Annotated in this window: 19 protein-coding genes and 3 pseudogenes; 8 read left to right on the top strand and 14 right to left on the bottom strand. The window is 58.4% G+C overall.

What is annotated here, in order from left to right; all coding sequences use genetic code 11:
• The first annotated feature begins 399 nt into the window (after positions 1-399).
• Positions 400-1371 (top strand): LysR substrate-binding domain-containing protein, encoded by a 972-nt coding sequence (locus RX327_RS30835; RefSeq protein WP_317248051.1) that lies wholly within the window; start codon positions 400-402, stop codon positions 1369-1371.
• Positions 1372-1377: 6 nt separating this feature from the next.
• Here the strand turns inward: RX327_RS30835 and RX327_RS30830 are convergent, their stop codons facing one another.
• The 12 genes and pseudogenes from RX327_RS30830 to RX327_RS30775 all read right to left on the bottom strand — a co-directional run.
• Positions 1378-1746 carry a DUF3088 domain-containing protein gene (locus tag RX327_RS30830; protein ID WP_317248050.1) on the bottom strand — a complete coding sequence of 123 codons (369 nt, stop codon included), beginning with the start codon at positions 1744-1746 and terminating at the stop codon, positions 1378-1380.
• 16 nt (positions 1747-1762) lie between these two features.
• Entirely contained in the window at positions 1763-2959 is a 1197-nt protein-coding gene (locus RX327_RS30825) for an MFS transporter (protein WP_317248049.1), read from the bottom strand.
• 310 nt (positions 2960-3269) lie between these two features.
• The gene (locus RX327_RS30820; RefSeq protein ID WP_317248048.1) at positions 3270-5510 is read right to left on the bottom strand and encodes a tetratricopeptide repeat protein; all 2241 of its coding nucleotides are present in this window, start codon (positions 5508-5510) and stop codon (positions 3270-3272) included.
• Positions 5511-5614: 104 nt separating this feature from the next.
• Positions 5615-5770, bottom strand: a complete 156-nt coding sequence (locus RX327_RS30815) for a hypothetical protein (RefSeq protein WP_317248047.1) — start codon at positions 5768-5770, stop codon at positions 5615-5617.
• Positions 5771-7622: 1852 nt separating this feature from the next.
• Complete coding sequence (hemN, locus tag RX327_RS30810) at positions 7623-8975, bottom strand: oxygen-independent coproporphyrinogen III oxidase (RefSeq protein WP_283088209.1); 1353 nt, start codon at positions 8973-8975, stop codon at positions 7623-7625.
• Positions 8976-9319: 344 nt separating this feature from the next.
• Complete coding sequence (locus tag RX327_RS30805) at positions 9320-9904, bottom strand: hemerythrin domain-containing protein (RefSeq protein ID WP_317248046.1); 585 nt, start codon at positions 9902-9904, stop codon at positions 9320-9322.
• Positions 9905-10086: 182 nt separating this feature from the next.
• Positions 10087-10587, bottom strand: a complete 501-nt coding sequence (locus RX327_RS30800; protein ID WP_317251357.1) for a helix-turn-helix domain-containing protein — start codon at positions 10585-10587, stop codon at positions 10087-10089.
• 34 nt (positions 10588-10621) lie between these two features.
• Positions 10622-11224: pseudogene (exbB, locus tag RX327_RS30795) on the bottom strand (tonB-system energizer ExbB); the annotation flags it as partial.
• A 59-nt stretch (positions 11225-11283) separates the two neighbouring features.
• A complete protein-coding gene (gene hutX, locus RX327_RS30790; protein WP_317251356.1) occupies positions 11284-11805 on the bottom strand; it encodes a heme utilization cystosolic carrier protein HutX in 522 nt (173 codons plus the stop codon).
• Entirely contained in the window at positions 11805-12140 is a 336-nt protein-coding gene (locus tag RX327_RS30785; protein ID WP_317248045.1) for an antibiotic biosynthesis monooxygenase, read from the bottom strand. Before RX327_RS30785 ends, hutX begins: the two co-directional genes overlap by 1 nt.
• A 147-nt stretch (positions 12141-12287) precedes the next feature.
• Positions 12288-12620 (bottom strand): annotated as a pseudogene (locus tag RX327_RS30780) (TonB-dependent receptor); the annotation flags it as partial.
• Positions 12621-13391: 771 nt separating this feature from the next.
• A pseudogene (locus RX327_RS30775) lies at positions 13392-13606 on the bottom strand (IS21 family transposase); the annotation flags it as partial.
• Positions 13607-13832: 226 nt separating this feature from the next.
• Between RX327_RS30775 and RX327_RS30770 the strand changes: the two are divergent.
• Together RX327_RS30770 and RX327_RS30765 are read left to right on the top strand one after the other, a co-directional pair.
• Positions 13833-14558, top strand: coding sequence for a thermonuclease family protein (locus tag RX327_RS30770; protein WP_317248044.1), 726 nt, complete (start codon positions 13833-13835; stop codon positions 14556-14558).
• An 11-nt stretch (positions 14559-14569) separates the two neighbouring features.
• Positions 14570-15313 (top strand): carbonic anhydrase, encoded by a 744-nt coding sequence (locus RX327_RS30765; protein ID WP_410712205.1) that lies wholly within the window; start codon positions 14570-14572, stop codon positions 15311-15313.
• Between the two features lie 105 nt (positions 15314-15418).
• Here RX327_RS30765 and RX327_RS30760 read toward each other — a convergent pair whose 3' ends face one another.
• Positions 15419-15616 carry a hypothetical protein gene (locus tag RX327_RS30760; protein ID WP_317248042.1) on the bottom strand — a complete coding sequence of 66 codons (198 nt, stop codon included), beginning with the start codon at positions 15614-15616 and terminating at the stop codon, positions 15419-15421.
• 244 nt (positions 15617-15860) lie between these two features.
• On the bottom strand, positions 15861-17552 hold the full coding sequence (gene nodU / locus RX327_RS30755; RefSeq protein WP_317251355.1) for a nodulation protein NodU: 1692 nt from the start codon (positions 17550-17552) through the stop codon (positions 15861-15863).
• Between the two features lie 357 nt (positions 17553-17909).
• On the opposite strand from nodU, the gene RX327_RS30750 reads away from it, so the two are divergent.
• The 5 genes from RX327_RS30750 (at position 17910) to pyk (ending at position 25072) form a co-directional block, all read left to right on the top strand.
• Positions 17910-19163, top strand: a complete 1254-nt coding sequence (locus RX327_RS30750; protein WP_317248041.1) for a Tm-1-like ATP-binding domain-containing protein — start codon at positions 17910-17912, stop codon at positions 19161-19163.
• Positions 19150-19980, top strand: a complete 831-nt coding sequence (locus tag RX327_RS30745) for a phosphoenolpyruvate hydrolase family protein (protein WP_317248040.1) — start codon at positions 19150-19152, stop codon at positions 19978-19980. Before RX327_RS30750 ends, RX327_RS30745 begins: the two co-directional genes overlap by 14 nt.
• Before the next feature lie 32 nt (positions 19981-20012).
• The gene (locus RX327_RS30740; protein WP_317248039.1) at positions 20013-21797 is read left to right on the top strand and encodes an FAD-dependent oxidoreductase; all 1785 of its coding nucleotides are present in this window, start codon (positions 20013-20015) and stop codon (positions 21795-21797) included.
• 220 nt (positions 21798-22017) lie between these two features.
• Complete coding sequence (locus RX327_RS30735) at positions 22018-23643, top strand: NADP-dependent glyceraldehyde-3-phosphate dehydrogenase (RefSeq protein WP_317248037.1); 1626 nt, start codon at positions 22018-22020, stop codon at positions 23641-23643.
• 16 nt (positions 23644-23659) lie between these two features.
• Positions 23660-25072, top strand: coding sequence for a pyruvate kinase (gene pyk / locus RX327_RS30730; RefSeq protein ID WP_317248036.1), 1413 nt, complete (start codon positions 23660-23662; stop codon positions 25070-25072).
• The last annotated feature ends 504 nt before the right edge of the window (positions 25073-25576 follow it).

Below are 25576 nucleotides of genomic sequence, written 5' to 3'. Positions count from 1 at the left end.
GTCAACTAGCTGCTCGTGTTGAAGCGTGGCTAGCCGGCGCTCTCTCCGTCGGTGGGCAAAGTGTTGCAGAGCCTGATTGGTCCAGAACTTGCCATTCCAAACCTCAAATTCGGTTGCATCCTTCTCGAGGAGATCGCACGGCATGAACGTTGGACCGAGCAGGCTTCTCAACCCGTGCCTCAAGGACAGCAAGTTGGGAAGCGTCCGTGTGTCTCGACCGAACTGGGCAGCGAATTTGATCGGTGAACTCCGCGTTGATAGGCCTAGCACCGAAGAGGTCTCAGCAGTCAGCTGTGTCCATCCAGTGAGCTATAGCGGTCGTTGGTGCTGGGAAGAACCAGGCGCATGAGAGCTCAATAATAGCTCATCGCAGTTAGCGGCGCCCATTAGGTAAGTCGGATGCGCAAGCTACCTATTCTGAAAAGCCTTCATTTGTTTGAGGCAGTCAGCGAGTTTCCAAGCTTCTCAAGGGCGGCCGAGCGGCTAAACATGACTTCCGGCGCGGTAAGCTACCAGATGCGCCTTCTCGAGGATTGGTTCGGCAGGAGGCTATTCGTTCGCCATAGTGCGGGCGTGCGGCTGACTTCTGACGGCGAACAGCTAAAGAGCAGCTGTGCGAGCGCGTTCACAATGCTCGAGAAGGGATGCTATCAGCTACGAAGGAACGATGCAGGACGTTCCGTGGTGGTGGGGTGCTCAACCACATTTTTGTCGCACGGCCTGTTGCCTCGTCTTGGTGCGTTCCGGCAACGCTATCAGGACATTGATTTTGTCTTTGAGACCGAGGCCGATCTAGATGCGCTGGCTGTTGGTGCATTGGATGTATTGTTCGTTTCCGACCTGTTGAAGCGGCCGCTTCCCGTCCGTGAGGTTCACGTAGCGAACGAGATGATTGGCCCTGTCTGTGCGCCCGCTACGTTCAAGGCGATCAAAAGTCCGCAGGACATTTTGTCTATTCCTCTGCTGCACGAGGCCAATGGACTGAACGCCTGGAGCGAATGGGCCAGCGCGGCTGCAATATGCTTGCAGGAGCCGCGCCGCGTCGTATTCGACACTTTTACTTTGGCTGTGGAGGCGGCAAAAAGTGGGCTTGGAGCCGCCATTTCCTCGCAAATTCTGGTCCAAAGTAACCTTGAGAAGGGAGAGCTTGTGGCTCCGTTTGGCTTTGTGCCGGTCAATCGCTCAATCTACATGTTTGTCAATGGGCACAGGCGAAATATTGCGGCTGTTAGCGAGTTTGAACGCTGGGTACTGTCGGAAGTACTAGGCCGGAGTCATCAGCCATCGCCTGTCCCAGGCCGCAACTCGCAAGATCAAGCAGACCGTTCAATCGAAGCGTCCTCTTGGCCAATGCTGTCGCCAACCCGGTGATGACCGTCATGGCCAAGGCGCCACTCTTCCAGGATAAAGCGCCGGAAAGCCGTGACGCACAGCTAAACAATGAAGGATTGCAAATGGATCGTCGACATAGGCGAGGCCGTTCGCGTACTTCGCCTTCTCCGGTGTAGGGGCTCCCTTCTCGAGAATGAGAACCGGCGCGGACTGATGATCCTGGCCAAGCCTCTCGATGAGTGCGGTCCGTGGCTTGGCCCAGGCAATCCGACGAACGTCGAGCATCGCAGCGTGCCTTGGAAACGCGGACAGCACCCCGTCCAATAGCAAGCATTGCCAGCAATAGAATTCTCGTCCTGGCAAGGACGGATCTGCAAACGAGCGTTCTAATAAGAACAACTGATCCCATGGCATCGTGTGGATCCCTGAATTACCGATCGACCGGACATGATCCTTGAGAGTGCCTTGATCTCACGACTGCAAAGGTCGCAACAGCGAAAGCAACAAATGCGCTTGCTGCGCATAGAAGCATGATCGTGCCGAAAGGAAGCCGGTCACCTAAAAGCGAAACAGCAATGCCGTTTCCCGCAACTCCGCTATAGGTACAACATTGAAATAACCCCGAAAGGCGGCCGGCTCGATCCGGAGCAAGTGCAGAGACCATGTGCGTGTGGGCGGCAGCCGCAAATATTTGGCCAAAGCCGAGCATTGCGCTGCTGGACGCGATGACCACAGTCAGGCCAGCATCGAGCGACATGATCGCAAGGCATGCCGCAAGCAGCATCGCGGCCCCGGCGACCGTCGGCAAGGCGCCCAACAGGTCGAAAATGGGCTTGACGGCTAGCGTCCCCATCAGGGCCAAAACGCCGTTGGTCATGACGATAGCCAACAGAAGGCCTTTGTCGAGAACGCCTTCAGTTGTGGCGCGTATTGCGGGATAGACATTGATGATGCCCGCGCCGAGATTGAGCAGAAAGACCGCAAGGAATGCGGGATAGAGCGGTGCCAAATCCAGGACAGTTCCGGAAGGCTGCTTCTCAAGGATTGTCGGTGTGTTTCTCAACTGCAGCTTAATGCCAAGAAGAGCGATCAAGGACAGAATGATCGCCGATAAGTTGAACGCCAGAACGCCACGTAAATGCAACTGCCCGGAGAGCATGGCACCTGCAAACATTCCGATCAGATAGGTTAGCCAGTCGATATTGGCAATGTTGCGCAGCACCGAGATCATGCCGTCTTTCGATGTAATACGACGGAAGAAAGAAACTTCTGCAGACAAGTAAACGGGCTGGACCAGACTTAGGATGGCCATTGAGGCATAGCTCAGAAAGGAATCGGCTCCGTCGGTGCCGAAGATGGCGAGCAGCGCGCATATGCGAATCACATTGACGATCATCATGGCAGAGATCGGGTCACGTCTGTCGACCAGCGGCGACAAGAAAAGGCTCCCAAGCAGGATAGGCGCAAAAGTGAGGGCAACACCGAAACCCGCGGCGCTCATGCCGGATTGGAGTAGGCCGATCAGGATGCCAATTCGAAACGCCCAGCCGCCGCTCTGAACGATCAAATGCGACAGATAGACGACTTGCCGCGTGCTCGACCCGCTCATTTCTGGCTCGTCGAACATGTCATCGGGTTCGCTTGATGTGGAGGCGAAGATGACGCCGGTCTTGTTCCGCCACGTTGGTGTGATGAGCCCGCAAGAGTATGACGAACGGTCTCGCAACAGGACGAATGGTCAGAAGGGACCATATTTACTTCCCCGCCAGTGACGTGCGGTCGTTCGGTACAAGGTGCCCGCCAACCGGGGTCCCGTTGCCTAGTCAGTCCCTGAATTTGCGGCGCCGCTGGTCGCGCGACAGGGTTCGCTAGACCTTGCCTTAATTCTGCCGCAGGCCGATCGACTTCGACGGCAAGGAATGCCATGAGCCGCCAGCTCATGAAGGCCTGGCGGAAGACGCAGAAGCTCGTTCCTGCCGCGAAGCCAAGTCAGCGTGCAGACTTGTCCGGATGTGCTCACGAGTGAGGAGGTAATCTGGATCTCCTCCAATCTCGACAGCGACCGTGGCGTGGTTCAGTGATGTATCTGGCCGGCCCTCGTTGAAGTACTCGATAGCGAGATTGTTGTGGGTGGGCGCATGCCGAGGGTTAAGCTCAAGAGCTCGAAGATAGTACGCGATGCTCTCGTTCGCGTTACCAAGCTCGGAATAGGCGAGACCTAGGTTGCTCAGCAAATCGGGATTCTTGGAGTTGATATTGACTGCTGCCAGATAGGATTCCAGAGCAGATTTCGGCCTATCTTGCCGCATCAAGATGTTGCCTTTCTCGAAGTGAGCTCGCCATTCGTTTGGCTTGATGACAAGGGTTCTGTCGAGATCGGCTAGAGCACCTGCGGCATCTCCCATTCTGTTGCGAAGTGCGGCCCTGTTCAGATGAGCTTCGTAATAGGGGGGACAGAGCTCAATAGCGTGCGCATATGCCTCTAGAGCCTCAGCTTCCCTTCCGGGTACTTTAGAAAGCAGGTTCCCCAGGTCATTCTGATACTCTCCATAATAGGGATCGTAGGCAATGGCTTCACGCAGCTGCTTCTCAGCCCGAGGAAGATCGTCGAGGAGTTCATAGACCTGACTGGTGTTGTAGATAAGAATCGACTGGTGAAGCTTGAAGCGCTCGCCGCCATACGCCTTAAGCATCTTACCGTGGCCTTCCGCGCAAAGGCTGAGGGCTTCCTCATATTTCTCCTGCTTGGCCTTGATGTAAGCATAGGCATTCTCTGCAAACACCTTGATATAATCGTACTTGTCGTGACCCTTGAAATCCCGATCGATGGTCTCAAGATTTCGGACGGCGTACTCTTCGGCCACCGTGAGGTTGACCGGCTGCTGATAGCGTCCATACGTCATTGATTGGGCATAGAGGACGGTTGGCGTGTATCGGCTCTTCGGGAATGTCTTGTAGAATTCATTCAAATAGGGAACGGACACCAGCCCGCAACCGAGCGAATACAGCACAAAAGCCGCGTTGATGAAGGCGGCGTTCACCGGGGCATCTCCCGGGCCGTAGGTGCGAAGCGCAGGATCGGCGAAAAGTTCCCCGAAGTAGCCAAACCAGAGGTCATACAGGCCGATGCTTTGGAGGATCAGACTCGGTTCTGCAACCAATTCCAGACGCTTGTATTTGTCCCTTATTGATAGCGCATGAAGCATGTTGAGCGGCGCCTCACCCGTCAGATAGCGGTCGAGGGAGGCGCGGTGCACCTGCTCGTGCAGATGATCTGCGGTCGCCTGCTCGAAGGTCGCGTAGTTTCGTTGCGCGATGAGATCAGGCGTCGTGCAATCGGATTCAATGTACGATTTGAGAAGGCTGTGCCGTTCCCCGGTGTTGAGGCTGGCCAGATGGAGATCCACGATCGCGATCGGCTCGAGATAGCCGATGACCGGCAATCCGGCTGCCGCGCATTTGCTCAAGGTCTCGGCGATCAGCGGATTCCCGCCACTTGCCTCATAGATCTGCCGCTGTTTCTCCGAAGCGAGATTGCGATCAAGGACCGGCTCCAGTTCCTGCATGCTATATCTGCCGAAGTGAACTTCGCTGGCGTCCTGGAAAAAGAGGCATTGTTCATAATCGATCAGGAGAAACCGAAACAGACGCGTACCGTCGTCCAGCCTGACGAGCAGCTTGATCAGGTTCTTCGCCGGGGCGGACAGCGTAGCCGCCCGGTCGATGACGAGGATGTGACGTTCGTTGCGCTCTCGAGCACACGTGATCAGAAATTCGGCTAGTCCGACCAAGAGTTTATTTTGATATTCGTGATGATAGAAGCGTGTGCGCTCCTCCTTGCTCGAGGTATTGGTGAGATCCTTCGGCACGCTAAAGGCATCGCTGACCAGGAGAGGGAATAGCCGCTTCAAGGATTGTTGTGCCGCCTCAATCAGTTGTGGGCGATTTTCAGCCGCCCACGTCAGTTCGGCGTCGATGAGCGCTTGCAGCCCCGCAAGGTAGCCGCCGGTCCGCCAGTCGCCGTCGGTGATTGAGATGTCCCAGCCGGAGCTCGCGAGTGCCGATTTGATCGTCGGAACCGGTGCCATGCCCCCTTCTGCCTTCAAGATGGTGATTGGACTGATCTCGACGGAAGACGATATGGCCGGGGCAACGCGCTGCTGGATCAGATCAACCATTGTACTCTCCGCAACTGTCACAAAGAAGGGGGGCGAAAGGACCCCCCTCCGATGCCGCTATGCTCTCATCAGGTAGATGCATTCAAGGCACTCATCGAACCAACCTAAAGCGTACCCGTGTACGGAGTGGTGGTGCGGATGGTGGTCTTGATCTCAGCGATCTTCTTCTTCATCACGTTTTTCCTTCCTTTTCTGACACGCCAGACCAAGCGAAAGCGCGGCCGGTCGTGCAGGAAAAGAATAGTGAGTTGCTGCGCCAATCCGCAGTGAGATTCCTTGACTGTCGCTGTCAAAAAAATTGGAGGTGCGGCTCAGATTGGCGCTAGCAAAGGACCCGATCTGGCGCCTGGACCTTGTGACTGGAGGCTCGGCTTTGTCGAGTGGCGCCAGTCTCTTTCTGACTTTGATCCGGCACCTTCGGCGTCCCAACCTGTGCCTCGCGCAGTGAGCAAATTGGCTTGCAATTGCTTGCCACTCGGGAAGCGTTCCGGGGAGGATGCGCGGTTCAATGGGTATGGCGGTGCTTGGTTAAGCGACGTGCCTTGCGCCTGAGCGGATGAGCGCCGGATATGAGGCCTCGAATCCGCGCGGCCCTACCAGAAGTCGCAGTTTCAGCCCTCATCGGCTATCAGAAAGCTGCGCGGGTGCTCTCATCAGGATTGAGCTATTCCCAGCGTGGCGATTGAAGCGACTGTTTGCCAACTGACCGTTGCGATGTGTGCTTCGAGCGAAGAGAATTCATTCCACGCTCGGGCTCGCGAACAAGCGAAGAAGCAGCCTGATGCCTTCCGATGGGCGGGACTGAGGAGCGGGCAGACGAGCCGACGTTTTCGAAGGGGCTCATGCCTCCATGACGAGACGGCCCAAGACTTGCGAAGGGACGAGCCTCTCCTGACGGCCGTCGTCCTCTCCCGCTACAACTTCGCAGGCCGAGTTCGCCAACCACGACGGCACTTCGAATGCCCAATACGAGAGGAAGCAGCATCGGTTTGTGTTTCCCTGCTTACCTACCGAGATTGCACGGCAATGGTGCACGAATGTGCGTCTAAGGGATCCGTCGTTGATGCAATCGGCACAAAAAGGAAGCCCGGTCTCCTTTCGGCGACCGGGCGGAAGTCTCAGTCCGGGAGGAGCGACGCTACTAGGCATCGCACCGACCTCCATTGGCAGAAGGAGAGGCTGCCAACGGTTCGATTGCGGCGAGGGCATGCGCCGCAAACTCTGAAAACGAATATACTTCTTATCTGACGCTCCTTGGGCTGGTACAATCGATTATCTTGATGGAGAGCATCTAAAGTATGGATGTGTTTGAACATTCGAGTCCGGGAGCCTTGATTAATAGCTCCTAGTTGGCTTGGCGCGCTCCATTCAAACTCTCTGTGCTAATCGCTCGCATCTCAAGCTGCTCGCAACCATCGGAGCCATTTATGGTCGGCCTCTCGCCGCGTCTTGAAGCACTCGACGCACTTCTTGGAGCAAAAGGCCGTTCGCCAATAGTAATAGCGGATCAGCCCGAACCGTCCTCCGCATACCGCGCAGCACCTAACTGAACCGTGGCTGGATCGATGGTCGCCGTTGCGCATTTCTCGCCTCCTGTCGGCATTAGGTGGCAGCCTCTCTTTGCGTTTTCCTTGGCGCAGCACCACGCATGCGCGTGAAGTGCGGCGTCGACGCTGCTGAATCGCGGCATGTAAGGGCACGGGGCGCAGACTTGATTCTTATGTGTGCTTGCTCGGCGAATTGTCGTTCGTCAGAACTGCTTCACCGAGATCGCTTACTATAGCGATGTTTTCGTCCTTATTAATGCAATTTTGCGCTTGCGGATGATCGAATACTGCGCTGGGGCACGTTTGCTCGACGAATTTGAGCTGATCCGATGAACACGGCTTCCTTCGGAACTTCTGTTCGAAAAGCTCCATAAAGAGGCTGGCGGCTGTTAGCGGAATTGGAACGGGATGCCAAATCGGCTTCCGGCTCAATGGTCGTGATTGTGCTACGCGAGCATAGGTCCGTCCGGTTACTGTTTCTTGACGCCGATATGCCCGATCTTCCGGTTACAACAACTCCATTCGTCTTCCGGACACGCTATTTCCTCCATTTTAGTGAATCGGTTCAAACCGCCCGACTATGTGTAGCCTCGCACCGCGCAAGATGAGCGTCGAACGCCGCGGCGACGCTCCGGACCAGAAACTGAGCGTCGCTACTTACGTAAAGCCTGCCACCGTCCATAGTCACGACGCCATCCGCGATAAGGCCGTCGATCCGAGGCCGATCGACGATGGCCAGCGTCGGGTCCCTGCCGTGACGGCGAGATATGTCGGCAAGGTCAACGGCCATGTCGCACATGAGACGCTCGATGATCTCGGCTCGGAAACGATCTTCCTCTGTGAGCGAGTAACCCTTGACGGTGGCAAACCGGTCATCGGTGATGCGCGCGAGATAGTCCTTGGTCGCCGCAGCGTTCTGGACGAATCCTTGGGGCGTGCGACCAATGGCGCTGGCGCCGAGACCAACGAGGGCATCTGCGGAATCGTCCGTATAGCCCTGGAAGTTGCGCCTCAGCGTTCCTTCCTGACTTGCAAACGCCAGGGCGTCGTCTGGGAGAGCGAAGTGATCGAGGCCAATACGTACGTATCCCGCATCAATCAAGGCTTCGGCGATCGTTTCGGATTGGAGATATCGCTCGACGCTGTCGGGCAGGGAAGCTTCGGCGATCTTGCGCTGATGCTTCTTGAATGAAGGAATATGGGCGTAGCCGAATACCGAAAAACGGTCCGGACGGAGCTGGACGCACTTCGCCACGGTGTCTAAGCACGAACCGACCGTCTGCAGGGGCAGGCCGTAAATCAGGTCGAAATTGATCCTCCCAACTCCGGCGCGTCGCAGCCGCTCGACCGAAGTCAGTGTCTGTTCGACGCTCTGCAGACGATTGATGGCGCGCTGGACAGCAGGATCGAAACTCTGGATGCCAAGGCTCGCTCGGTTAACGCCGCAATAGCCGAGCGCCTCCGCCATCGGCTCGGTCAATGTGCGGGGATCGATTTCGACGGCGAGCTCGGCATCAGGCCGCACCAGGAACGAATAGCGCAACGTGCCGACGAGATCAGCGAACGTTTCGGGTGTCATGACCGTAGGAGTGCCGCCACCAAAGTGGATATGGGAAATTGATAGTCGTTGGCCAATCGTCTCTGCGACGAGGTAAGCCTCAGTACGCAGTCCTGCGGCGTAGATCGCGATGGGTTCGTTGCGCTTTGTGACAGACGTGTGGCAGCCGCAGTGCCAACACAAGGATCGACAAAACGGCACGTGAAGGTAGATCGACGCGCGCTGCTGGACCCGCAGCGATTTGAGCCACGTTCGGTAGTCCGTTTCGCGCACTGACGATGAGAAATGCGGAGCTGTCGGATAGCTGGTATAGCGCGGCAGCCGATCTTGCCCGTAGGATTTTGCTAAGTCCGATCGCATGCGGAATCCTCTCACTCCCTTAAGCGAGTATTGGACTCGCGGCGGACACGCTTTGCGCTGCCTCAAAATCTCCGATCTAGCTGGCTGCTAAACGTCGACTCTGAAGCCGAAATTGGTAGGGGATGCCCGCGGCGCATACGTCTGGGATCGAAACCACTGACGAATGGTCATGTACGGGCAATGGGGCGCCGTCCACGAGGCGGAAACCAGCAAGCTTTGCTGGAGATCCGGCGCATTCATCATCGAGTGAGTCAGAATGGATATAACATCGGGTTATCTTCAGGAGGCCGACGCGAGGTCAAAATAGCTGGCCGTCCGTCTTGGCACCCCCCGCTGGACGCCCGTCATCCCTGATGAAAATTGAACGGCTGCCGTTCGGCTTCAGCCTCTTGTGCCAATTGCACAATGTGCGCTCTCAGCGCGCCGGAACTCGCTTCGCCTGCCTCGCTGAAAAGCGGGTCCTTACGATCGGTGAGAGCCGAACCGATTTCCATCCAATCCTGAGGAGACAGAGCCTTCAACGCCGCCGGGAAGAACTCATGTTCTTCCCACATCATGTGATCCCGTTCGCCCACGATAAAGTTGCGCACGATGTTGCCAACCTCCTGCCGGAGGATATCGCGATCCGCGAGGACGGCATCGATCGCTCGTGCGAAGTGACGCAAACGATCAGCTCCTTCGTGGTGCTCGCGCGCGAGGTCTCCGAGACTTGCCGCTGCATCCGGGTTGCGTATCCTTAGCTTAGAGAAGATAAGGTCTTCCTGCGGATGATGGTACACCTCAGGGTAAACCTGGAAATAGCTGATAATCGCGCGAATTACCTCGTAATCAGGACGATCACCACGCTCAAAAATCTCCAGCTCGCGCTGAAGTACGGCGAGAAGCAGTTCCATATTGCGATGCTCTCGACGCAAAAGATCGACGATCATGCGCTGCTCCGTTGAGGGACCCTTTGTGGAACGAAAGTAAGGCGAAAGAGATAGCGTCAACCGAACTGAACAGACCTCGGCGTCCCATTGCCGCGCACGTGAATAGCGGCGGCGCTGCTTCTGCAGGCGCAAGGGCCGCAGGCCGACCGCCACGCAAATCGCATGAGTGTGCGCGCATCGACTCAGCCCAGGTTCCGCGTAACGTCATGGAACAGTATGTGGTCGCGCAGCTCGACACGCCGTGAGCTGGGCAGCGAGATGATGCCCTTCTGTTCGAGTTGAGTGAAGGTTCGCGATACGGTCTCGATGGTCAGGCCAAGATAGTCGGCGATATCCTGTCGTGACATGGGAAGTTCGATGGCTGCATTCTTCGGGGCGCGGCGAGCCATATCGCGCAGGAAGCCCATGACCCTCTGTTCGGCGCTGCTGATCAGCAGCATCACATGGTCTTGAAAGCGGCGTAGCTCTAGCGCAGTCGCGTTCCAGAGCTGCGGTGCCAGATCCTTTTCTTGGATTGCGCAGATCATGAGCGCGCTGCGCCTCACCATCAATACCTGTGATTCGCAGATCGCCTCGGCTGAAGCGATATAAGTATCGCCGGCCTCGAAGCCGAAGATATCTCCGGATAGGTAAAAAGCACCGATCTGACGACGTCCGTCCTCCAGGATCCTGTAGGTTCGCACGGCACCGGACGTCACTTGATAAAGGTGTTCTGCTGGGTGCGACCACCGCGAGATTGGTGGTGTGGGCCTCGGAGATGCCGATGAAGGAATTCATGATGCCCCAGACGGTGCCGAACAGGCCGACGAACGGCGCGGTGGCGCCGATGGTCGCGAGCACGCCGGTACCGCGCGCGATCTGACGCGACATCGCCGCCTCGACCCGCTCCAGCCGTAGCGCGATGCGCTCCTTGAAGCCGTCGTCGAACATCCCGCCGGACAGCGCAGCCTCGCGCGAGGCCGATTGCACGATCTGCGCCACCGCATCGTTGCCGTCGCGGCTCGCCTGCTCGACCTCGGCAAGCTGGGTGTCGCGCTCAAGGAGGCCGATCCGCTGCCGGGCGAGCGCGGTCTTGCGGCGGATCTCGATGGTCTTGGCGAGCCACACCGTCCACGTCACCAGCGAGGCGAAGGCGAGCCCGATCATCACCGCCTTCACGATGATGTCGGCGCTGACGAACATGCCCCAGGGCGACAGATTGCGCGGCAGCACTGCGGCGTCGGCTGCGGCAAGGCTCGCATTTGGGAGAAGCACAGCGGTCGTCGCAATAGTCTCGATTACGATCGACAGCCGTCTGCTTTTATCAAACGTGCCAGGCATCTTCACCTCCAACTGCGTCTCACCTCTCCCCGCACGCGGGGAGAGGAAAAGAAAAACTGTCAGCCCGCCTGCGGCGCGAGGCGGTCCGCCAGCGCACGAAAGCGCACCAGCTGATCGCCGCGCAGCGCGCGCGTCTCGTCGCGGCCGACGAACACCTTGAGCATGATGCCGCCGTCGCGATTGATGAAGGCGATGAACGCCGAAACCTTGCCCATGAAGGGACGCTCGACGAAGGCAACGGCCGCGCACCGCTCGTGGCGGAGATGGCCGTGCAATCCCTTCGGCTGCATCAGGTTGAAATAGCCGCGGCCGATCTCGCCCGCGGGAATTGGGCCCGTGAACTCGAAGATCGCATCATCCGTATGCACGATCAGCGTGACCTCGCCCCATTCCGCGATGTCCTGCATGACGGCCGCAAACTCGCCGGGGCCAATCCGCACCATGCTCTCGGGCAGCGCCTCGAGCACCGCGCGCGGCGTCACCCCGCGCTCGCGCGCAACGTCCTCGATCACCGCGCCGGGATTGTCGGCCATATACGCCTTCAGCCCTGCAAACTCCGCATCAGGCACGACCGCCTCCATCACGCCGCCGCGCTCTTCGCCCGCTCGGTGATCAGCACCTCGAAGCCCTCGAATTTCGGGTGCCCGAGATAGAGGCTGCCGCCGGTCTCGTTGCCGGCGCGGGAATGGGCGCGGCGGAACGCATCGGATTTGGTCCAGTCCTCGAACGCCGCCTTGCTGGCCCACACCGTGTGGGTCGCGTAGAGCGTGTGATCCTCGGCCTCGGGGCCCTTCACCAGGTGAAACTCGATGAATCCAGCCAGATCGCCGAGATAGGATTCGCGCGTCTTCCAGACCGTCTCGAACGCCTGCTCCTTGCCCTTGATCACCTGGAACCGGTTCATTGCGATGAACATGAAAACTCTCTCCTGTATGACGGCGGATGCCTGGATCCTGCCGGTTGATCTCGTTAATAACATGAACGCGCCAAGGAATACGCCAAGGCCGCGCCGGGGGCACCAGCGCGGCCGGAGCAACCTGGATGGAATGATCGGCGTCTCGCGTTACGCTCCACCTAGGTGAATCCTGAGTCCGGCCTTGTAGACCCTGCCCGGACCCGGGCTCGACCACAGCACGTCGTTCTGCGACGTGCCGTCGGTCGAGCTGCCCGGAATGGCGTAAGGCCGGTAGTACTGGTTCAAGAGATTGTCGATCGACGCCGTGAAGGTGATGTCCTTGGTGGCGTTCCAGGTCAGATAGAGGTTGACGAGCTCGTAGCCGGTCGAGGGCAGATAGCCCGCCGGCAGGTTGTTGTTGGCGCCGAACGAGGACCATTGCGCGGCAATGATCAGCGAACGGTCGAGCAGCCGCACGCCGCCGGTGGTCGTCACCTTGCGCCTCTTCCTCGCCGTAGATCTCGCTATTGCGCGCGAAACGCATCGGCGCCCCGATCATGCCAAACGGTCCCTCCGTGCGAGCAGGGCCTCGCACGACGCTGGTCAGATGACGCCTCATCTGGGCAGAAACGTCAGCGTGAAGCTGCATGTCGGCACCCCATCGTGAGAAGATAGATGGACGCAGATTGGCCGCTACGGACGAAGCGCGACATTTGGATGTTTCCCCTAAGTAGAAGCCACTAGGTATTTGTACGTAGGCTTTGGTCGGAGGGCCTTGCCAAGGACGTGACGTACTTTGTTTGGTACCCCCATCACCGAGCGAGAGGTAAGAATCAAACCCGCTAAGAGGTGGCTTTAGACTTCAGAAGGTCGCGGCCCGTTAATGCGAATCACCGAGGGGGCATGGCCAAAGCTGGCGCCGGCGCAATCTGCCACTCGTCTGCGCTGAGTTTTTTCATGGGAAGGGCACGACGAGAATGACCCAACGGCGGCTGACCAGCCGGCCGATGTTATGGAGAATGCTACTCGCATCGACGTCGGACGGTCTCCTTCATCAGACAACGATGAGACCGCCAGCGTCGGAAAGGCCGCCTCGTTGGATCCGTCTTGAACTGTGCTCTTCAAAAAGCGCATGGACCTGCGAACGACATCGCGTTCACCGGCAGAGGCAACGAGAACTCTTCTGCACTCTCACCGCAATCCAGCAACCTGGCGGTCAATCGCCGAGACCTCTTGAGGTACCATAAGAGCGCTTTAGCTCCGCAAGGGGGGCAGCTTGCCGATCGCCGCGTTGACCTCGGCGAGGCTGTGGAAGGTCCGATGGCGCAGCCGTCCGAGCAGCCAGCGCTCGACCATGAGGACCGCCTGCTCGACCTTGGCCTTGTCACGCGGCTTGCCAGCTGCGCCGGCAATATGGCGGTGCGGTAACGTGCCGCCGTCTCCGCATAGGTACGATTGGTCTGCGGGTCGTACAGGCTCGCCTTAAGTGGGCTTAGAGAGAGATGCCACAAGCACATCGCAAATGCATTCAAAAGAAATCGCTTGAACCTCACGCTGCGTCAGATCGTAAGCTGAAAACCCTCCAGCTTTCACAGAGCAAGCGTCTACGATGCCGGCTAGATGGACGGACCGGTGCAGTCAAGCATTCGAACGTGGCGGCGCCGGATCGTACGATTTCCCGAGCCGATCAATCAAGAGCGAAAGGTTGCAAGAATGAAACACCGCGTAATGATGGCAGCGTTGTTCGCTATCATCACATCTCCGGTTTGCGCGGCCAAACTCAGCGGCTCTCCGCACATCCTCGATGCAAATACAATCGAGATCGAGCAAACCAGGATTCGGCTCTCGGGTATCGAGGCGCCTGAGACTGACCAGATTTGCCTCGACGCCCATGGCCACAAGTGGGCTTGCGGGGTAGCTGCTCGCGACGCGCTTATCAGGTACTCGAATGGGCGAACGTGGGATTGTCAAACCGCTGGAGTCGATAAGTACGGCAGGTCACTCGGCAGTTGCTTCATCGAAGGCCAGGACATGAACGCCTGGATGGTCAGCTCGGGCTGGGCACTGTCATCCGCTTCATCTACCAACATCTACGTTATCCATGAGGTGAGGGCGAGCAACGCTTATGCGGGCCTGTGGTCTGGAGCGTTCATCGCGCCCTGGGACTGGCGGCGCCGCAACAAGGGAACGATCATCGTCGGCGTGAGGTCGGTGCCAAACGACGCTCAGGAACTCCTGCTCGGATCCGCTCTGCTATCGGAGCCGCCTTCGCCCGAGTGTCTGATAAAGGGCACCGTGGATCGCAACGGCAAGCGCATTTATCACTTGCCCGAGCAACTCAGTTACGGACAAATCGACATGACGAAGAAGCCGGCCGAACGCTGGTTCTGCAGCGAGCCGGAGGCCGAAGCCGCCGGATGGCGTAGGGCCACGCGATGAATGTGATACACATGCATGCAGGCCATTCCCGGATCATGTCCTCTCCAATCACCGTCGCGCCGTCGCGCCGCTCCCTGTTGCTATTCGCTTTATCGGCAATCATCCTGCCGTTCGACGCCAGTACTGTGGATGCGAAGCATGCAAGTTCGCCGCCCAAGCCTGATAACCTGCTCTCGCCAGATCTTGCGCTGAAGCGCCTCATGGAGGGTAACGATCGCTATGTGCAGGGCGCATCGCGAGTGCGCGATCTGAAGCGCGAACGCCAACTTTTAGTCGATGGTCAAAATCCATATGCGGCGGTTTTGAGCTGCGCTGATTCTCGTGTAGTTCCCGAAATTGCCTTCGACAGCGGACTTGGTGATTTGTTTGTGTGCCGCCTTGCCGGCAACTTCGCCGACGATAACGCGCTCGCTAGCATGGAGTATGCAGTCGCCGCACTAAGCACGCCGTTGATCTTGGTACTTGGTCACGATCATTGCGGCGCGATAGACGCCACGATCAAGTGGCTTGACGAGGGTAAGCCGGCGCCAGGGCATATTCCGTCTCTCGTTGCCGCGCTTGATCCTGCAGTAAGAAGATCTCGGCAGCAAACCGGTGATTCGCCCGCCGATGCGATCCGGCAGAATGTGATCGATAACGTCAATAAGCTCAAATCGGCCAGCCCGATTTTGAGCTCGGCCATTGAGCAGAACACCCTGAAGATAGTCGGGGGCCTATACCGGCTCGAAACCGGCAGGATCGACCTGCTGGGCTGATGCTGGACGCGGTAGGAGCCCCAAGAAAGTTTTGAAACCCTGCCCGGTCTATGGAGGAGGGATGTATTGGACAATTCAACGAAGTCGGTCTTGAAAGGATACCTTTCACTCAATTCGCAGCAGCGTAAGGAAATCGCCGACATTATCGAGAATGAACGCAGCCGAAAAATCGAAGAAGGAAGAATCATCAAAGACGCTGGGATCAGCATGGGCCCGACGGGCCAGGGCTGTCCCTGCTGCGATGGGTAAGCGCAAAGGTGCCAGTGCGTCCTGCGCGCGAGCCGCAGTGACTTCAGCGCGCAAGATCCCGGACCCCCAAAGATGCCGGACTTTGAATGAGGGTAGTCAAATCGCGAATCCGATCCATGGGCCATTTTAGATCAGCGAATGCTCTAGCCACGATCCGCCGTCGCTCTGGTCCGCACGTTTAGGCACAGCTGGCCTGGCCCTCTCGGTGACGGCGAGCCGGGACGGTCAAAAAATCCATCCAGCAGCTTAGATTGATTGCTACGCTGACCATGAACGGACGCGGATGGGGCGCCGACACTCAGCTGTCAGCCTTCTTGGTCCAGATGTGGCCATCACACCACACGTTATCGACGCGTCCCCACTCGCAGGCTGCTGCGACATGCGGGAAGAACCCACGTCCATGGTGGTTTGCACTCGTATTGCAAAGCAGCGGAATGCCTGTGAGCTTTTCGTATTCGACGAGAAGCTCGGCGACTTTGTGCTGAGAGGTCCTGCAAATCGTCTGCAATCGCGCCGATCCATCGAGATGTACAACAGCGGGGATTTTGTCCCGCCATTCTGGTCGTGTCTGGTGATCGAAAAGCATGTAAGGATCCGGCGTTCCGGGACTAAAAATCTCCGGCGCACGATCTTCCAGGCATATGGGCGCGACTGGGCGGAAGTGCTCGCGAAGCTTGATCTCGTTGAGGTAGTCCTTCATTCCCGGCGACGTCGCAGCTGCCAGAATACTGCGGCTGCCCAACGCTCGTGGCCCGAGCTCGGCGCGCCCGGCTAGAAAAATGGCCGACTTGTTGCCGGCAAGCACCGTCGCAAGTTCGAGCATACTGCACGGGGCGTCCTCCCATTTGGTCGGGATCTCACCACGGCGCAGCGCCGGCCCACTGTAGACCGACCATTCCAGAGCCATGAAACCTTTCCGCGCCGCGATTGCGCAGCAGGCAGTTCCAATTGCAGAGCCGCTGTCGTTCGGAAACGGCGGCACCCAAACTGAATCGAAAAGACCGGATGCGCGTAAGGCACTGTTCCACTTGATATTGAGACCGCAGCCGCCGGCTATACACAGATTCCGTGACCCCGGAACGTGCGAATGCCGCTGCAGGACGATCGTCATCTCGCTGACGAGCAGGCGCTCGAGGAAGCAATGAAATGATGCAAGTACATCTTCCGGTCGCTTGGATTTCAAGCGGAGCGCCATGGTATCGAAGAAATCGTGAACAATTGCGCGCAAATCGAGGTGGTCCTGCAGAGCCCCGCGGGAGGCTGCGGCCCTGTAATGCTTGGCAAACTCGGTATCGGCCGCAAAGCTGTCCGCGTAAAGCTCCTGAAACTCTGCCACGATGTCCTCGTCGACAGACCCGAGCGCAATGTAGGCCATCAGCTTGCCAGCAACACCCAGATCCCACTTGGTGCGGTCAGCCCGCTTATACGGTCCGAAGTGATGGCCGGCCGATGCATAAGCATGGCCAGTGATCGGAAATAGGCATTCGAGAAATCGGGCGCCTTCGTGCCCAACATGATAAAGGCGTGGAAAGGTGCTGCCATCCCATGCCAGGCAAAACGAGGGCTCTGCTGATTTAGCAAAGGGACTCGTGCAGTATGCGGAGGCCACGTGGCTTGCGACATGGGGATAGCTTGTATAGTGGAAGGCCTTGCCGCCGAGAATTAGCCCGGAGCCATCGCGTGAAGTGAGGAGGCCATCGGCATGGCGTTCAAGATACGGCCCTCCTTTGAGGAGGACAGGCGCCACACCACTGAGGACTTCGAACTGCGACTCTACGTCCCCAATCCAGCCATCAATGACGAACTGATCAATATCTCGCGGATCCAAACCGTGCTCCGCCAAAGCGGAGCCAATTGCATCGAGGTTGTCAATGGCTTGATAGCGCGGGTTGTTGCCTCGCTTCTCCTGCTCAATGCAAAAAACAAGTCGTCCATCCTCGACAAGGGCGATCGCTCCGTCATGCGTAAGTTTGATACCGCAGATGCGCATGAGCGCGCCTCCTATCCAGTCGATCTCGGCAGTGCCGTGCAGAAATCGAGCCAGCGCAAACCAGAGGATTAGGTTGCTGTCCTGTGGGCGAATGTCGCGTACATGCCCTGCTTGATGCGTTCCGGACATCCGGCGCGTTTGGTTCCGGACCGCAGCAGGGACACGATCGAGCCGCGCCTTCTGAAGGCGCACGGACGGTGTGTAGATTTGCAGGAAGATGCCTGAGGCGTGCTAGACGTTGTCGGCACCGACGCATCTACCCAATCTTACCCAATTGCACCCTTCGCCAAGCTTATATCCCGTTTCAGCCCGGCCTAAGACGATTGGTGCTTGGAATGATGATTTGGGAGGAACGTGGTGTCTCACCATTACGCGGACGGCCAGAGGTTGGTCCGGGATGGTAACTCGTCCGAGCTTGCGGGCGCCGTCGCGATTGTGGCGACCTTGGATACCAAGGGACGCGAAGCGTCTTGCCTCGCGGGCATTATCGAAGCGTGCGGCCGCAAGACCCTCTTAATCGACGTCGGTACATCAAGCTTCATTGTCGGGGACAATCAAACCGATAGTAACGGTGCTCGTGTACACTCGCCTGCGGAGCTCTTGAAAGAGATCGCCACCAGCACGCGCAGCAAAGTTGTTGACCTTCTGCAATCAGGCGCGATCGGCGCGATCGTCGGGGTCGCCGGTGGGAAGGGGAGTGCGGTGTTCGGCGAAGTCGTATCTGATTTGCCTTATGGCTTCCCCAAGCTGCTCGTGAGCAGCGCCAGGCCAGCACTTCTCGCCGAATTGGCGGTCCACAACGACATCATCCTCTATCCGACATTGGTCGATCTCTTCGGGATCAACGCGTTTACCGAAAGAGTCCTCGAAAATGCAGGTCGCGCGATCGCGGCGATGCAGTATGCGCCAACCGAGCATCGGCGGAAAAGGAAGACTGTTGCGATCACGGCGTTCGGCGTAACGACTGCCGCGGCAAATTGGTGCGTGGCGCGTCTTGGTGAGGCAGGCCTCGATGCGATCGTCTTTCCGGCCAACGGAGCTGGCGGCCGCAAAATGGAGCAGCTGGTCGATGCCGGTGAGTTCGATGCTGTCCTCGATCTGACCACAACAGAGCTCGCAGATGAACTCCTCGGCGGCACGGCTAGCGCCGGTCCGGATCGGCTCAAGGCGGCTTCGCGCCGCCTGGTCCCGCAAGTGATCGCGCCCGGGGCAGTCGATATGGTCAATTTTGGTTCGCCCTCAAGCGTCCCTGCGCAGTTTCGGGGGCGCCAATTCTATTCTCACACTCCGTACACGACGCTCATGCGCACGACGGCGTCGGAGAACAAAAGCATCGGCCGGCTTACGGCCGAGCGTCTGTACGGCGCGAAGGGCCCCGCCATCGTACTTTGGCCAGCGAAGGGCGTATCCGATTACGACCGCGACGGCGGCATTTTTCGCAATCCCGGTGCCGACAGGGCTTGGTTCGATGCGGTCAGGCACAATCTGCCGCCGTCGATCATCGCCCGCGAGTTGAACTGCCACATCAATGATCCCGAGTTCGCCGAGGCTGCCGTGACGTGGATCCTGGAACAGTTGCGGGAAGGAGGCTCATCCAATGCGGATGTTTGATCGGACCGAAATTCTTACCAGGATCGCAGGACAGCTAGCCGAACGGAAGGCGGTTCTTGCCGCAGGCAGCAGCTGCGGCCTGGTGGCCAAATGCGCTGTCCTCGGGGGCGCGGACATGCTGGTGGTCTACTCTACCGGGCTGTCGCGCCTGATGGGGCTTCCGACCAGCCGGATCGGAGACTCCAACGCGCGCACGCTCGAGCTTGCCGCAGAAATCCGCAACGTTGTCTCTTCCATCCCCGTGATCGGCGGCGTTGAGGCCTGGGATCCCGTTCGGCTCGATCTCGATGCGTTGCTCGACAAATTCTGGGCGGCCGGCTTCTCCGGCGTGATCAACTATCCGACCATCTCCACCATGGGCGACAAATGGCGCGACCGCCGCGGCCGCGTCGGGCTCGGCTTCGAACGCGAAGTCGAGATGATCGCGGCTGCGCGCAAGAAGAACATCTTCTCGCTTGCCTATGTCGCAAGCCCTGACGACGCCAAAGCGATGGCGGGTAGTGGAGCCGACTGCATCGTCCCGCATGTCGGCGCGACCCGGGGTGGCCTGGTGGGCCATGAGGAGGGACAGCCAATACAAGATGCGATCAGACGTATCAACGAAATCAATGCAGCTGCCAAGGCGGTCCGGCCGGACGTGATCCTGCTTTGCCATGGCGGTGCAATCGCGGAGCCGGAGGATACGATCGTGGTGTACCGATCAACGCAATGCGTGGGTTTCGTTGGCGCCTCGTCCATCGAAAGAATCCCGATCGAACGGGCAGTGAAGGCGGCGGCTGAGGAGTTCAAAGCCGTGCCGCTCGGTCGCAATCATTGACCTCCCATCATATCACGTGCAGCGAGGCTGGCATGGCAACGCAGACTAACAAGTCAGGCAAGCATAACACGATCGCATTCCCCGTCCGAGACGGATCGAGGATGGATCGGGATTGGGAAATAGACGTCCTGGTGATCGGCAGCGGTGCAGCCGGGCTGTCGGCTGCCCTCTACGCCGCAAAGGCCGGGCTGCGAGTGATGATCTGCGAAAAATCCGCGCGGCTGGGCGGCACGACCGCCCTGTCCAATGGGATGATCTGGGTTCCTTGTTCAGCCCAGGCACGGTCTGCAAAGATCGATGATTCCATAGCCAAAGCAAAGACCTATCTCCAGCATGAGCTAGGCCAATACTATCGGGCAGATTTTGTCGACGCCTATCTTGAGGATGGCCCAACGGCCCTGCGCGAACTCGAGAACGACACAGAGGTCAACTTCACGCTGGCCTCGGCGCCCGATTATCATTCGAGCCAGATCGGCGGCGTCGACAAGGGCCGGGCACTGAGCCCGGCTCCCTATGATGGGCGCCTTCTCGGAGCCGACTTCGATCTGATCGGCGATCCCATCCGCGTTGTGCTCGGCGGAATGATGATCTCATCCAGCGAGGTGAGAAGCTTCCTCAATCCCTTCCAATCCTTTGCCTCGCTCAGACTCGTTCTGCGTCGCATCAGTCGCTATGCGCAGGATCGGCTATCTTACAGGCGCGGTACTGAGTTGAGCGGGGGCAATGCCTTGATCGCCCGGTTGCTGGTCAGCCTGCGCCGCTACGGCGCAGAAGTATGGCCGAGCTCACCCTTGCTCGACCTCATCAAAGAAGAAGGACGAATCACAGGCGCAATCATCAGGCAAAATGGCTCTGGCGTTCATGTGCGGGCTTTGCATGGCGTAATCCTGGCTACCGGCGGCTTTGCTCGGAATTCTCGCCTAAGAGCCGAGCTAAGCGGCGCGCACCAGCACGAGGATACGCTGGCCCATTCCGACGTAACGGGTGACGGTATTGGCCTTGCGACAAAGGTCGGGGCCGGGATTGACAACCATGTCGCCTCTGCCGGCTTCTGGACGCCGGTGTCGATTTTAAAGACTCGCCGTGGTTCCCAGGTGGTCCCGTACGGCTGGCTTGACCGCGGTCGCCCGGGGGTTATCGCCGTTGGTCCAAATGCCAAGCGTTTTGTCAACGAATCCAATTCCTATCACGACATCTGCTTGGCGATGTTCGCAAACGGATACCCTGCGGATAACCGCTTCTATTTCGTCTGCGACCGCGATTTCGTCCGCTTGAGAGGTATGGGTTACTTGCTCCCCTGGCCCTGGACCTTGAGCATTGGGAAATATGCGCGTCTCGGCTATATCAAAGTCGGGCGAACAATCCCGGAGCTGGCGAAGCAGTTGGGAGTGGACCCGGGTGCGCTCCAAAGCACGGTCGAGGAACACAACGCACACGCCGCCTCCGGCATCGATCCACTCTTCAAACGTGGTGAGTCGGCTTTCAACCGTACCCTAGGTGATTCATCTGTCGGGACGAAAAATCCAAATCTCGGACCTATAAGAAAAGGTCCGTTCGTAGCGCTGCGCATCGTGCCTGCAACGCTCGGAACAGCGACAGGACTGGCAACCGATACTGTAGGAAGGGTTCTGGACGCACAGCGGAAACCAATTCCAGGACTCTATGCTTGCGGCAATGACATGACCTCCCCGATGCGTGGGATCTATCCCGGAGCAGGCATCACCATTGGTCCTGCGATCGTCTTCGCCCATCGTGCGGTAGCCAACATCCTTGCGTCGTCGCCTCGCGAGCAAAAAAACGTCGCTTCTGGAACTTGAGCATGGAGGCCGCAGGGCATGCCTCGAGTTGCTCGGAGGCGCCGCTACCGGACGCAACGGTTCAAAGGCTGTTCTAAGTCCCTTACCGATAAGATGGCCTTGCTCGGTGCATAGTCCCCACGCTCGTCATGCGGACAATCGAAGAGCTCGCGGCAAGCATCGCGATCTGCCTTATTTTGCGTTTGTCTTCCGCGGATGGGCTCTTGATTTTGGGAATGTGATGACTCGTGACGATCTGACCCTACTTTTCCCGTCCGAAAACGACGCGGATTTGCGCGAGTTTGCTATCGCGTCGATTGAACAGCGGACCGTTCTGATCAACGGGAAAATCTGCAACTGGACGGGACCGATCAAGGACGTGCTCTCGCCCGTGATGGTACGCGGGCGTGACGGAAGTTTGAGCCAGATGCGGATCGGCAGCCATCCCTTCGGTAATGTCGAGGCGGCCATGGTTGCTCTCAACGCCGCCGTGGCCGCCTACGACAATGGGCGCGGTACTTGGCCGACCATGCCCGTTCCTGAACGCATCAAGGCGATGCAGAGATTTCTTGCCCGGATGCGTGCACGCCGCGCCGAGGTCACACGTCTCATCATGTGGGAAATCGGCAAGTCGCTCGCGGATTCGGAAAAGGAGTTCGACCGCACAGTCGACTATATCCAACAAACAATCGAAGCGTTCCGCAACCTTGACAACACCAGCTCTCAGTTCGAGATCGTCGATGGAGTGATTGGCCTTATCCGTCGGACCCCGTTGGGCGTCGTGCTCTGCTTGGGACCTTACAATTATCCACTCAACGAAACGTTCGCGACGCTGATTCCCGCCCTAGTGATGGGTAATTGCGTTGTTTTCAAGCCGCCGCGCAATGGCGTGCTCCTGTTCGAACCGCTCCAGGAAGCCTTTCGCAATGCGTTTCCGCCGGGAGTGGTCAATTTCGCTTATGGTGACGGTGCTGAAATCGTACCGGCGCTGGTCGAGACCGGCAAAGTCAATGTCCTCACGCTTATCGGTTCGAGCCGAGTGGCGGACCATCTCAAGAAGGTTCACCCGAAAAGCAACCGCCTGCGCGCCATTCTCGGGCTCGATGCAAAGAACGCGGCCATCATCATGCCAGACGCCGACCTGTCCCTTGCAGCAAGCGAATGTCTGTCAGGTGCACTTTCCTTCAACGGCCAGCGCTGCACGGCCTTGAAGATGCTGCTCGTCCACCACGATGTCATCGACTCCTTCATATCGGAGTTCCTGGCGCTGATGAACAAACTGACGATCGGCATGCCATGGGCTCCGGGTATCACTTTGACACCTTTGCCCAGCCTCCAGAAGGTCACGCAGATGACCGCGCTCTTGGAGGACGCGTTAGCCAAAGGCGCCGGCATCCTCAACCCTGGCGGCGGTACGGCGGCAGGTACTCTGTTCTATCCCGCGGTCGTCTATCCTGTGATCCCGGCCATGCGGCTTTTCCGGGAAGAGCAGTTCGGTCCGCTCATCCCCATCGCGAGTTTCGACGACGTCGATGTAGCGCTCGACTACGTGACAACCTCCGAACATGGCCAGCAAGTGAGCCTATTCGCTCGCGATCCGTACGCGATCGCTCGCATAGCGGATTCGCTCGTAAACCAGGTTTGTCGCGTCAATTTGAATTGCCAGTGCCAGCGCGGTCCGGATGTGTTCCCGTTCACCGGGAGGAAGGATTCCGCCGAAGGGACGTTGTCGGTCGCAGATGCGCTGCGTTCGTTTTCCATCCGATCCATGGTGGCAGCGAAGTATACGGACCCCTCACGAGAAATTCTCAACGCCATCGTCGAGGGGCGGCATTCGAACTTCATTCACACGGGTTCTATCCTCTGAAGTTGGAGCGTCCAAGATGCGTCGCTCGCGCCTTGCTAAGATCGTCGCAACCGTTGGCCCAGCGACTGCCGCACCCGACAGGATCCGCGCTCTTTACCTCTCGGGTGCCGATACGTTCCGGCTAAATTTTAGTCACGGATCCCGCGACGATCATGCAAAGGTCTATGCCGCGATTCGGGATCTGGAGCGAGAATTCAGCACGCCAATCGGCGTGCTGCAAGATCTACAAGGACCAAAAATCCGCATCGGCTCCCTTCAAGGTGGCAAGCTGGCTCTGCATGCCGGTGAAACGGTTCGATTTGTGATCGAGCGCAGGGCAGGCGGAAAGCAATCGATTCCGCTGCCTCATCCGGAAATATTCGCGGCCGCACACCCTGGCCAAGACCTTCTCATTGATGATGGTCGCGTGCGCCTGAGTGTCGAAAGACCCGGGGACGACGAGATCGTTGCGCGAGTCGTTGCCGGAGGTGTGATCAGCGATCATAAGGGCGTAAACCTGCCGGGGGCGTCGCTCGATATCTCGCCCCTCACCAAGAAAGATCGCGCCGATCTCGCCTTCGGCCTGGAGCTCGGTGTCGACTGGGTTGCGCTGTCATTTGTTCAGAAGCCTTCAGACCTGATCGAGGCGCGGGCCCTCATTGGTGAAGCAGCGGGCCTCGTCGCCAAAATCGAGACGCCCATGGCGCTTGATCGCATCGACGATATCATTCAGTTGTCAGACGCTCTCATGGTCGGGCGCGGTGATCTCGGCGTCGAAATCCCGCCTGAACAGGTCCCTGGTCGACAAAAGGAACTCGTCCGCGCCTGTCGGCGAACTGGAAAGCCCGTAATCGTCGCAACGCAGATGCTGGATTCGATGGTGGCCGCCCCGACGCCCACGCGTGCCGAAGCGTCCGATGTAGCGACCGCTGTCTATGACGGTGCAGATGCACTCATGCTGTCTGCTGAAACGGCAAGCGGTGCCTATCCGATCGAAGCGGTCGCCATGATGGATAGAATCATTAGAAGTACGGAGCGGCATCACCTCTATCGTTCGATCCTCCAAGCCTCCCAGGCTGACGTCGAGATTACGCCACCGCATGCAGTCGCTGCCGCTGGAGCAGACCTTGCGGCCGCCATCGATGCAAGGGCGATCATCGGGTTCACTGCGAGCGGGACCACAGCCGCGCGGATCGCTCGCAAGCGACCGCCGGTGTCAATTCTTGCTCTCACTCCGGATGCAAGGGTCGCAAGGCGGATGTGTCTCTTGTGGGGCGTGCAGAGTGTCGTTTCTGATGACCCCTCCAACTATGAGGATATGACGAGGATGGCCGCTGCGGCAGCACGCCATGAAGGCTACGTGCAAGCTGGTGACTTGGCCGTCGTGGTCTCTGGCGTACCGTTTGGACAAATAGGTGCGACCAACAACCTCCGCGTTGCAATCTGCTAGCAAAAGACGGGCTGCGACTATCCTAAGAACCAAGCTCCGACCGAGCAATGCTCGGTTTCCCGATCCTAATCATTCATCGGGCGGACCAGGAGCGCCGCGATTTTGAATGCGACAGTGTCAATTGCTATCGGCGGTTCCCGTTGTCATTGCGCGCGCCGTCAAAGAAGACCCGGCGAAATGCGGGTACTCAGGGCCGCGCCTCTAGAGGCCCCGATAAACGTTCGCACACCAGCTCAAGAAACGGGCGTAGGGATCGATGGCTGTTTGCCTGCAGCCAATGGCGCGGACGTTCAATCGCATCGGCCGCTCGGCATCGTGCACCTGGCGAAAGAGACACCGGATATCTAGCGCCCGTCCCAGCAGTTTGTTGGAGCGGTCTGGCTTGAGCAACGCTTGCTCCAAGCTACGATCGCATTCTGATTTACAGATTATTCCAGTTACCCAACCTTACCCAATCAGAATGTGAAATGCCGCTTACGCCGGGATAATGAGGGTTAGCCTTCC

Origin of the sequence: Bradyrhizobium sp. BEA-2-5 (assembly GCF_032918025.1) — a bacterium.
Taxonomy (GTDB): domain Bacteria; phylum Pseudomonadota; class Alphaproteobacteria; order Rhizobiales; family Xanthobacteraceae; genus Bradyrhizobium; species Bradyrhizobium pachyrhizi.
This window is presented reverse-complemented; position numbering and strand designations above follow the sequence as displayed.

Excerpts from the sequence above, each read along its gene's own strand:
- RX327_RS30835 (WP_317248051.1), top strand. The coding sequence starts at position 400 with ATGCGCAAGCTACCTATTCTGAAAAGCCTTCATTTGTTTGAGGCAGTC.
- RX327_RS30830 (WP_317248050.1), bottom strand. The coding sequence starts at position 1,746 with ATGCCATGGGATCAGTTGTTCTTATTAGAACGCTCGTTTGCAGATCCG.
- RX327_RS30825 (WP_317248049.1), bottom strand. The coding sequence starts at position 2,959 with ATGTTCGACGAGCCAGAAATGAGCGGGTCGAGCACGCGGCAAGTCGTC.
- RX327_RS30820 (WP_317248048.1), bottom strand. The coding sequence starts at position 5,510 with ATGGTTGATCTGATCCAGCAGCGCGTTGCCCCGGCCATATCGTCTTCC.
- hemN (WP_283088209.1), bottom strand. The coding sequence starts at position 8,975 with ATGCGATCGGACTTAGCAAAATCCTACGGGCAAGATCGGCTGCCGCGC.
- RX327_RS30805 (WP_317248046.1), bottom strand. The coding sequence starts at position 9,904 with ATGATCGTCGATCTTTTGCGTCGAGAGCATCGCAATATGGAACTGCTT.
- hutX (WP_317251356.1), bottom strand. The coding sequence starts at position 11,805 with ATGGAGGCGGTCGTGCCTGATGCGGAGTTTGCAGGGCTGAAGGCGTAT.
- RX327_RS30785 (WP_317248045.1), bottom strand. The coding sequence starts at position 12,140 with ATGTTCATCGCAATGAACCGGTTCCAGGTGATCAAGGGCAAGGAGCAG.
- RX327_RS30770 (WP_317248044.1), top strand. The coding sequence starts at position 13,833 with ATGAAACACCGCGTAATGATGGCAGCGTTGTTCGCTATCATCACATCT.
- RX327_RS30765 (WP_410712205.1), top strand. The coding sequence starts at position 14,570 with ATGCATGCAGGCCATTCCCGGATCATGTCCTCTCCAATCACCGTCGCG.
- nodU (WP_317251355.1), bottom strand. The coding sequence starts at position 17,552 with ATGCGCATCTGCGGTATCAAACTTACGCATGACGGAGCGATCGCCCTT.
- RX327_RS30745 (WP_317248040.1), top strand. The coding sequence starts at position 19,150 with ATGCGGATGTTTGATCGGACCGAAATTCTTACCAGGATCGCAGGACAG.
- RX327_RS30740 (WP_317248039.1), top strand. The coding sequence starts at position 20,013 with ATGGCAACGCAGACTAACAAGTCAGGCAAGCATAACACGATCGCATTC.
- RX327_RS30735 (WP_317248037.1), top strand. The coding sequence starts at position 22,018 with ATGACTCGTGACGATCTGACCCTACTTTTCCCGTCCGAAAACGACGCG.
- pyk (WP_317248036.1), top strand. The coding sequence starts at position 23,660 with ATGCGTCGCTCGCGCCTTGCTAAGATCGTCGCAACCGTTGGCCCAGCG.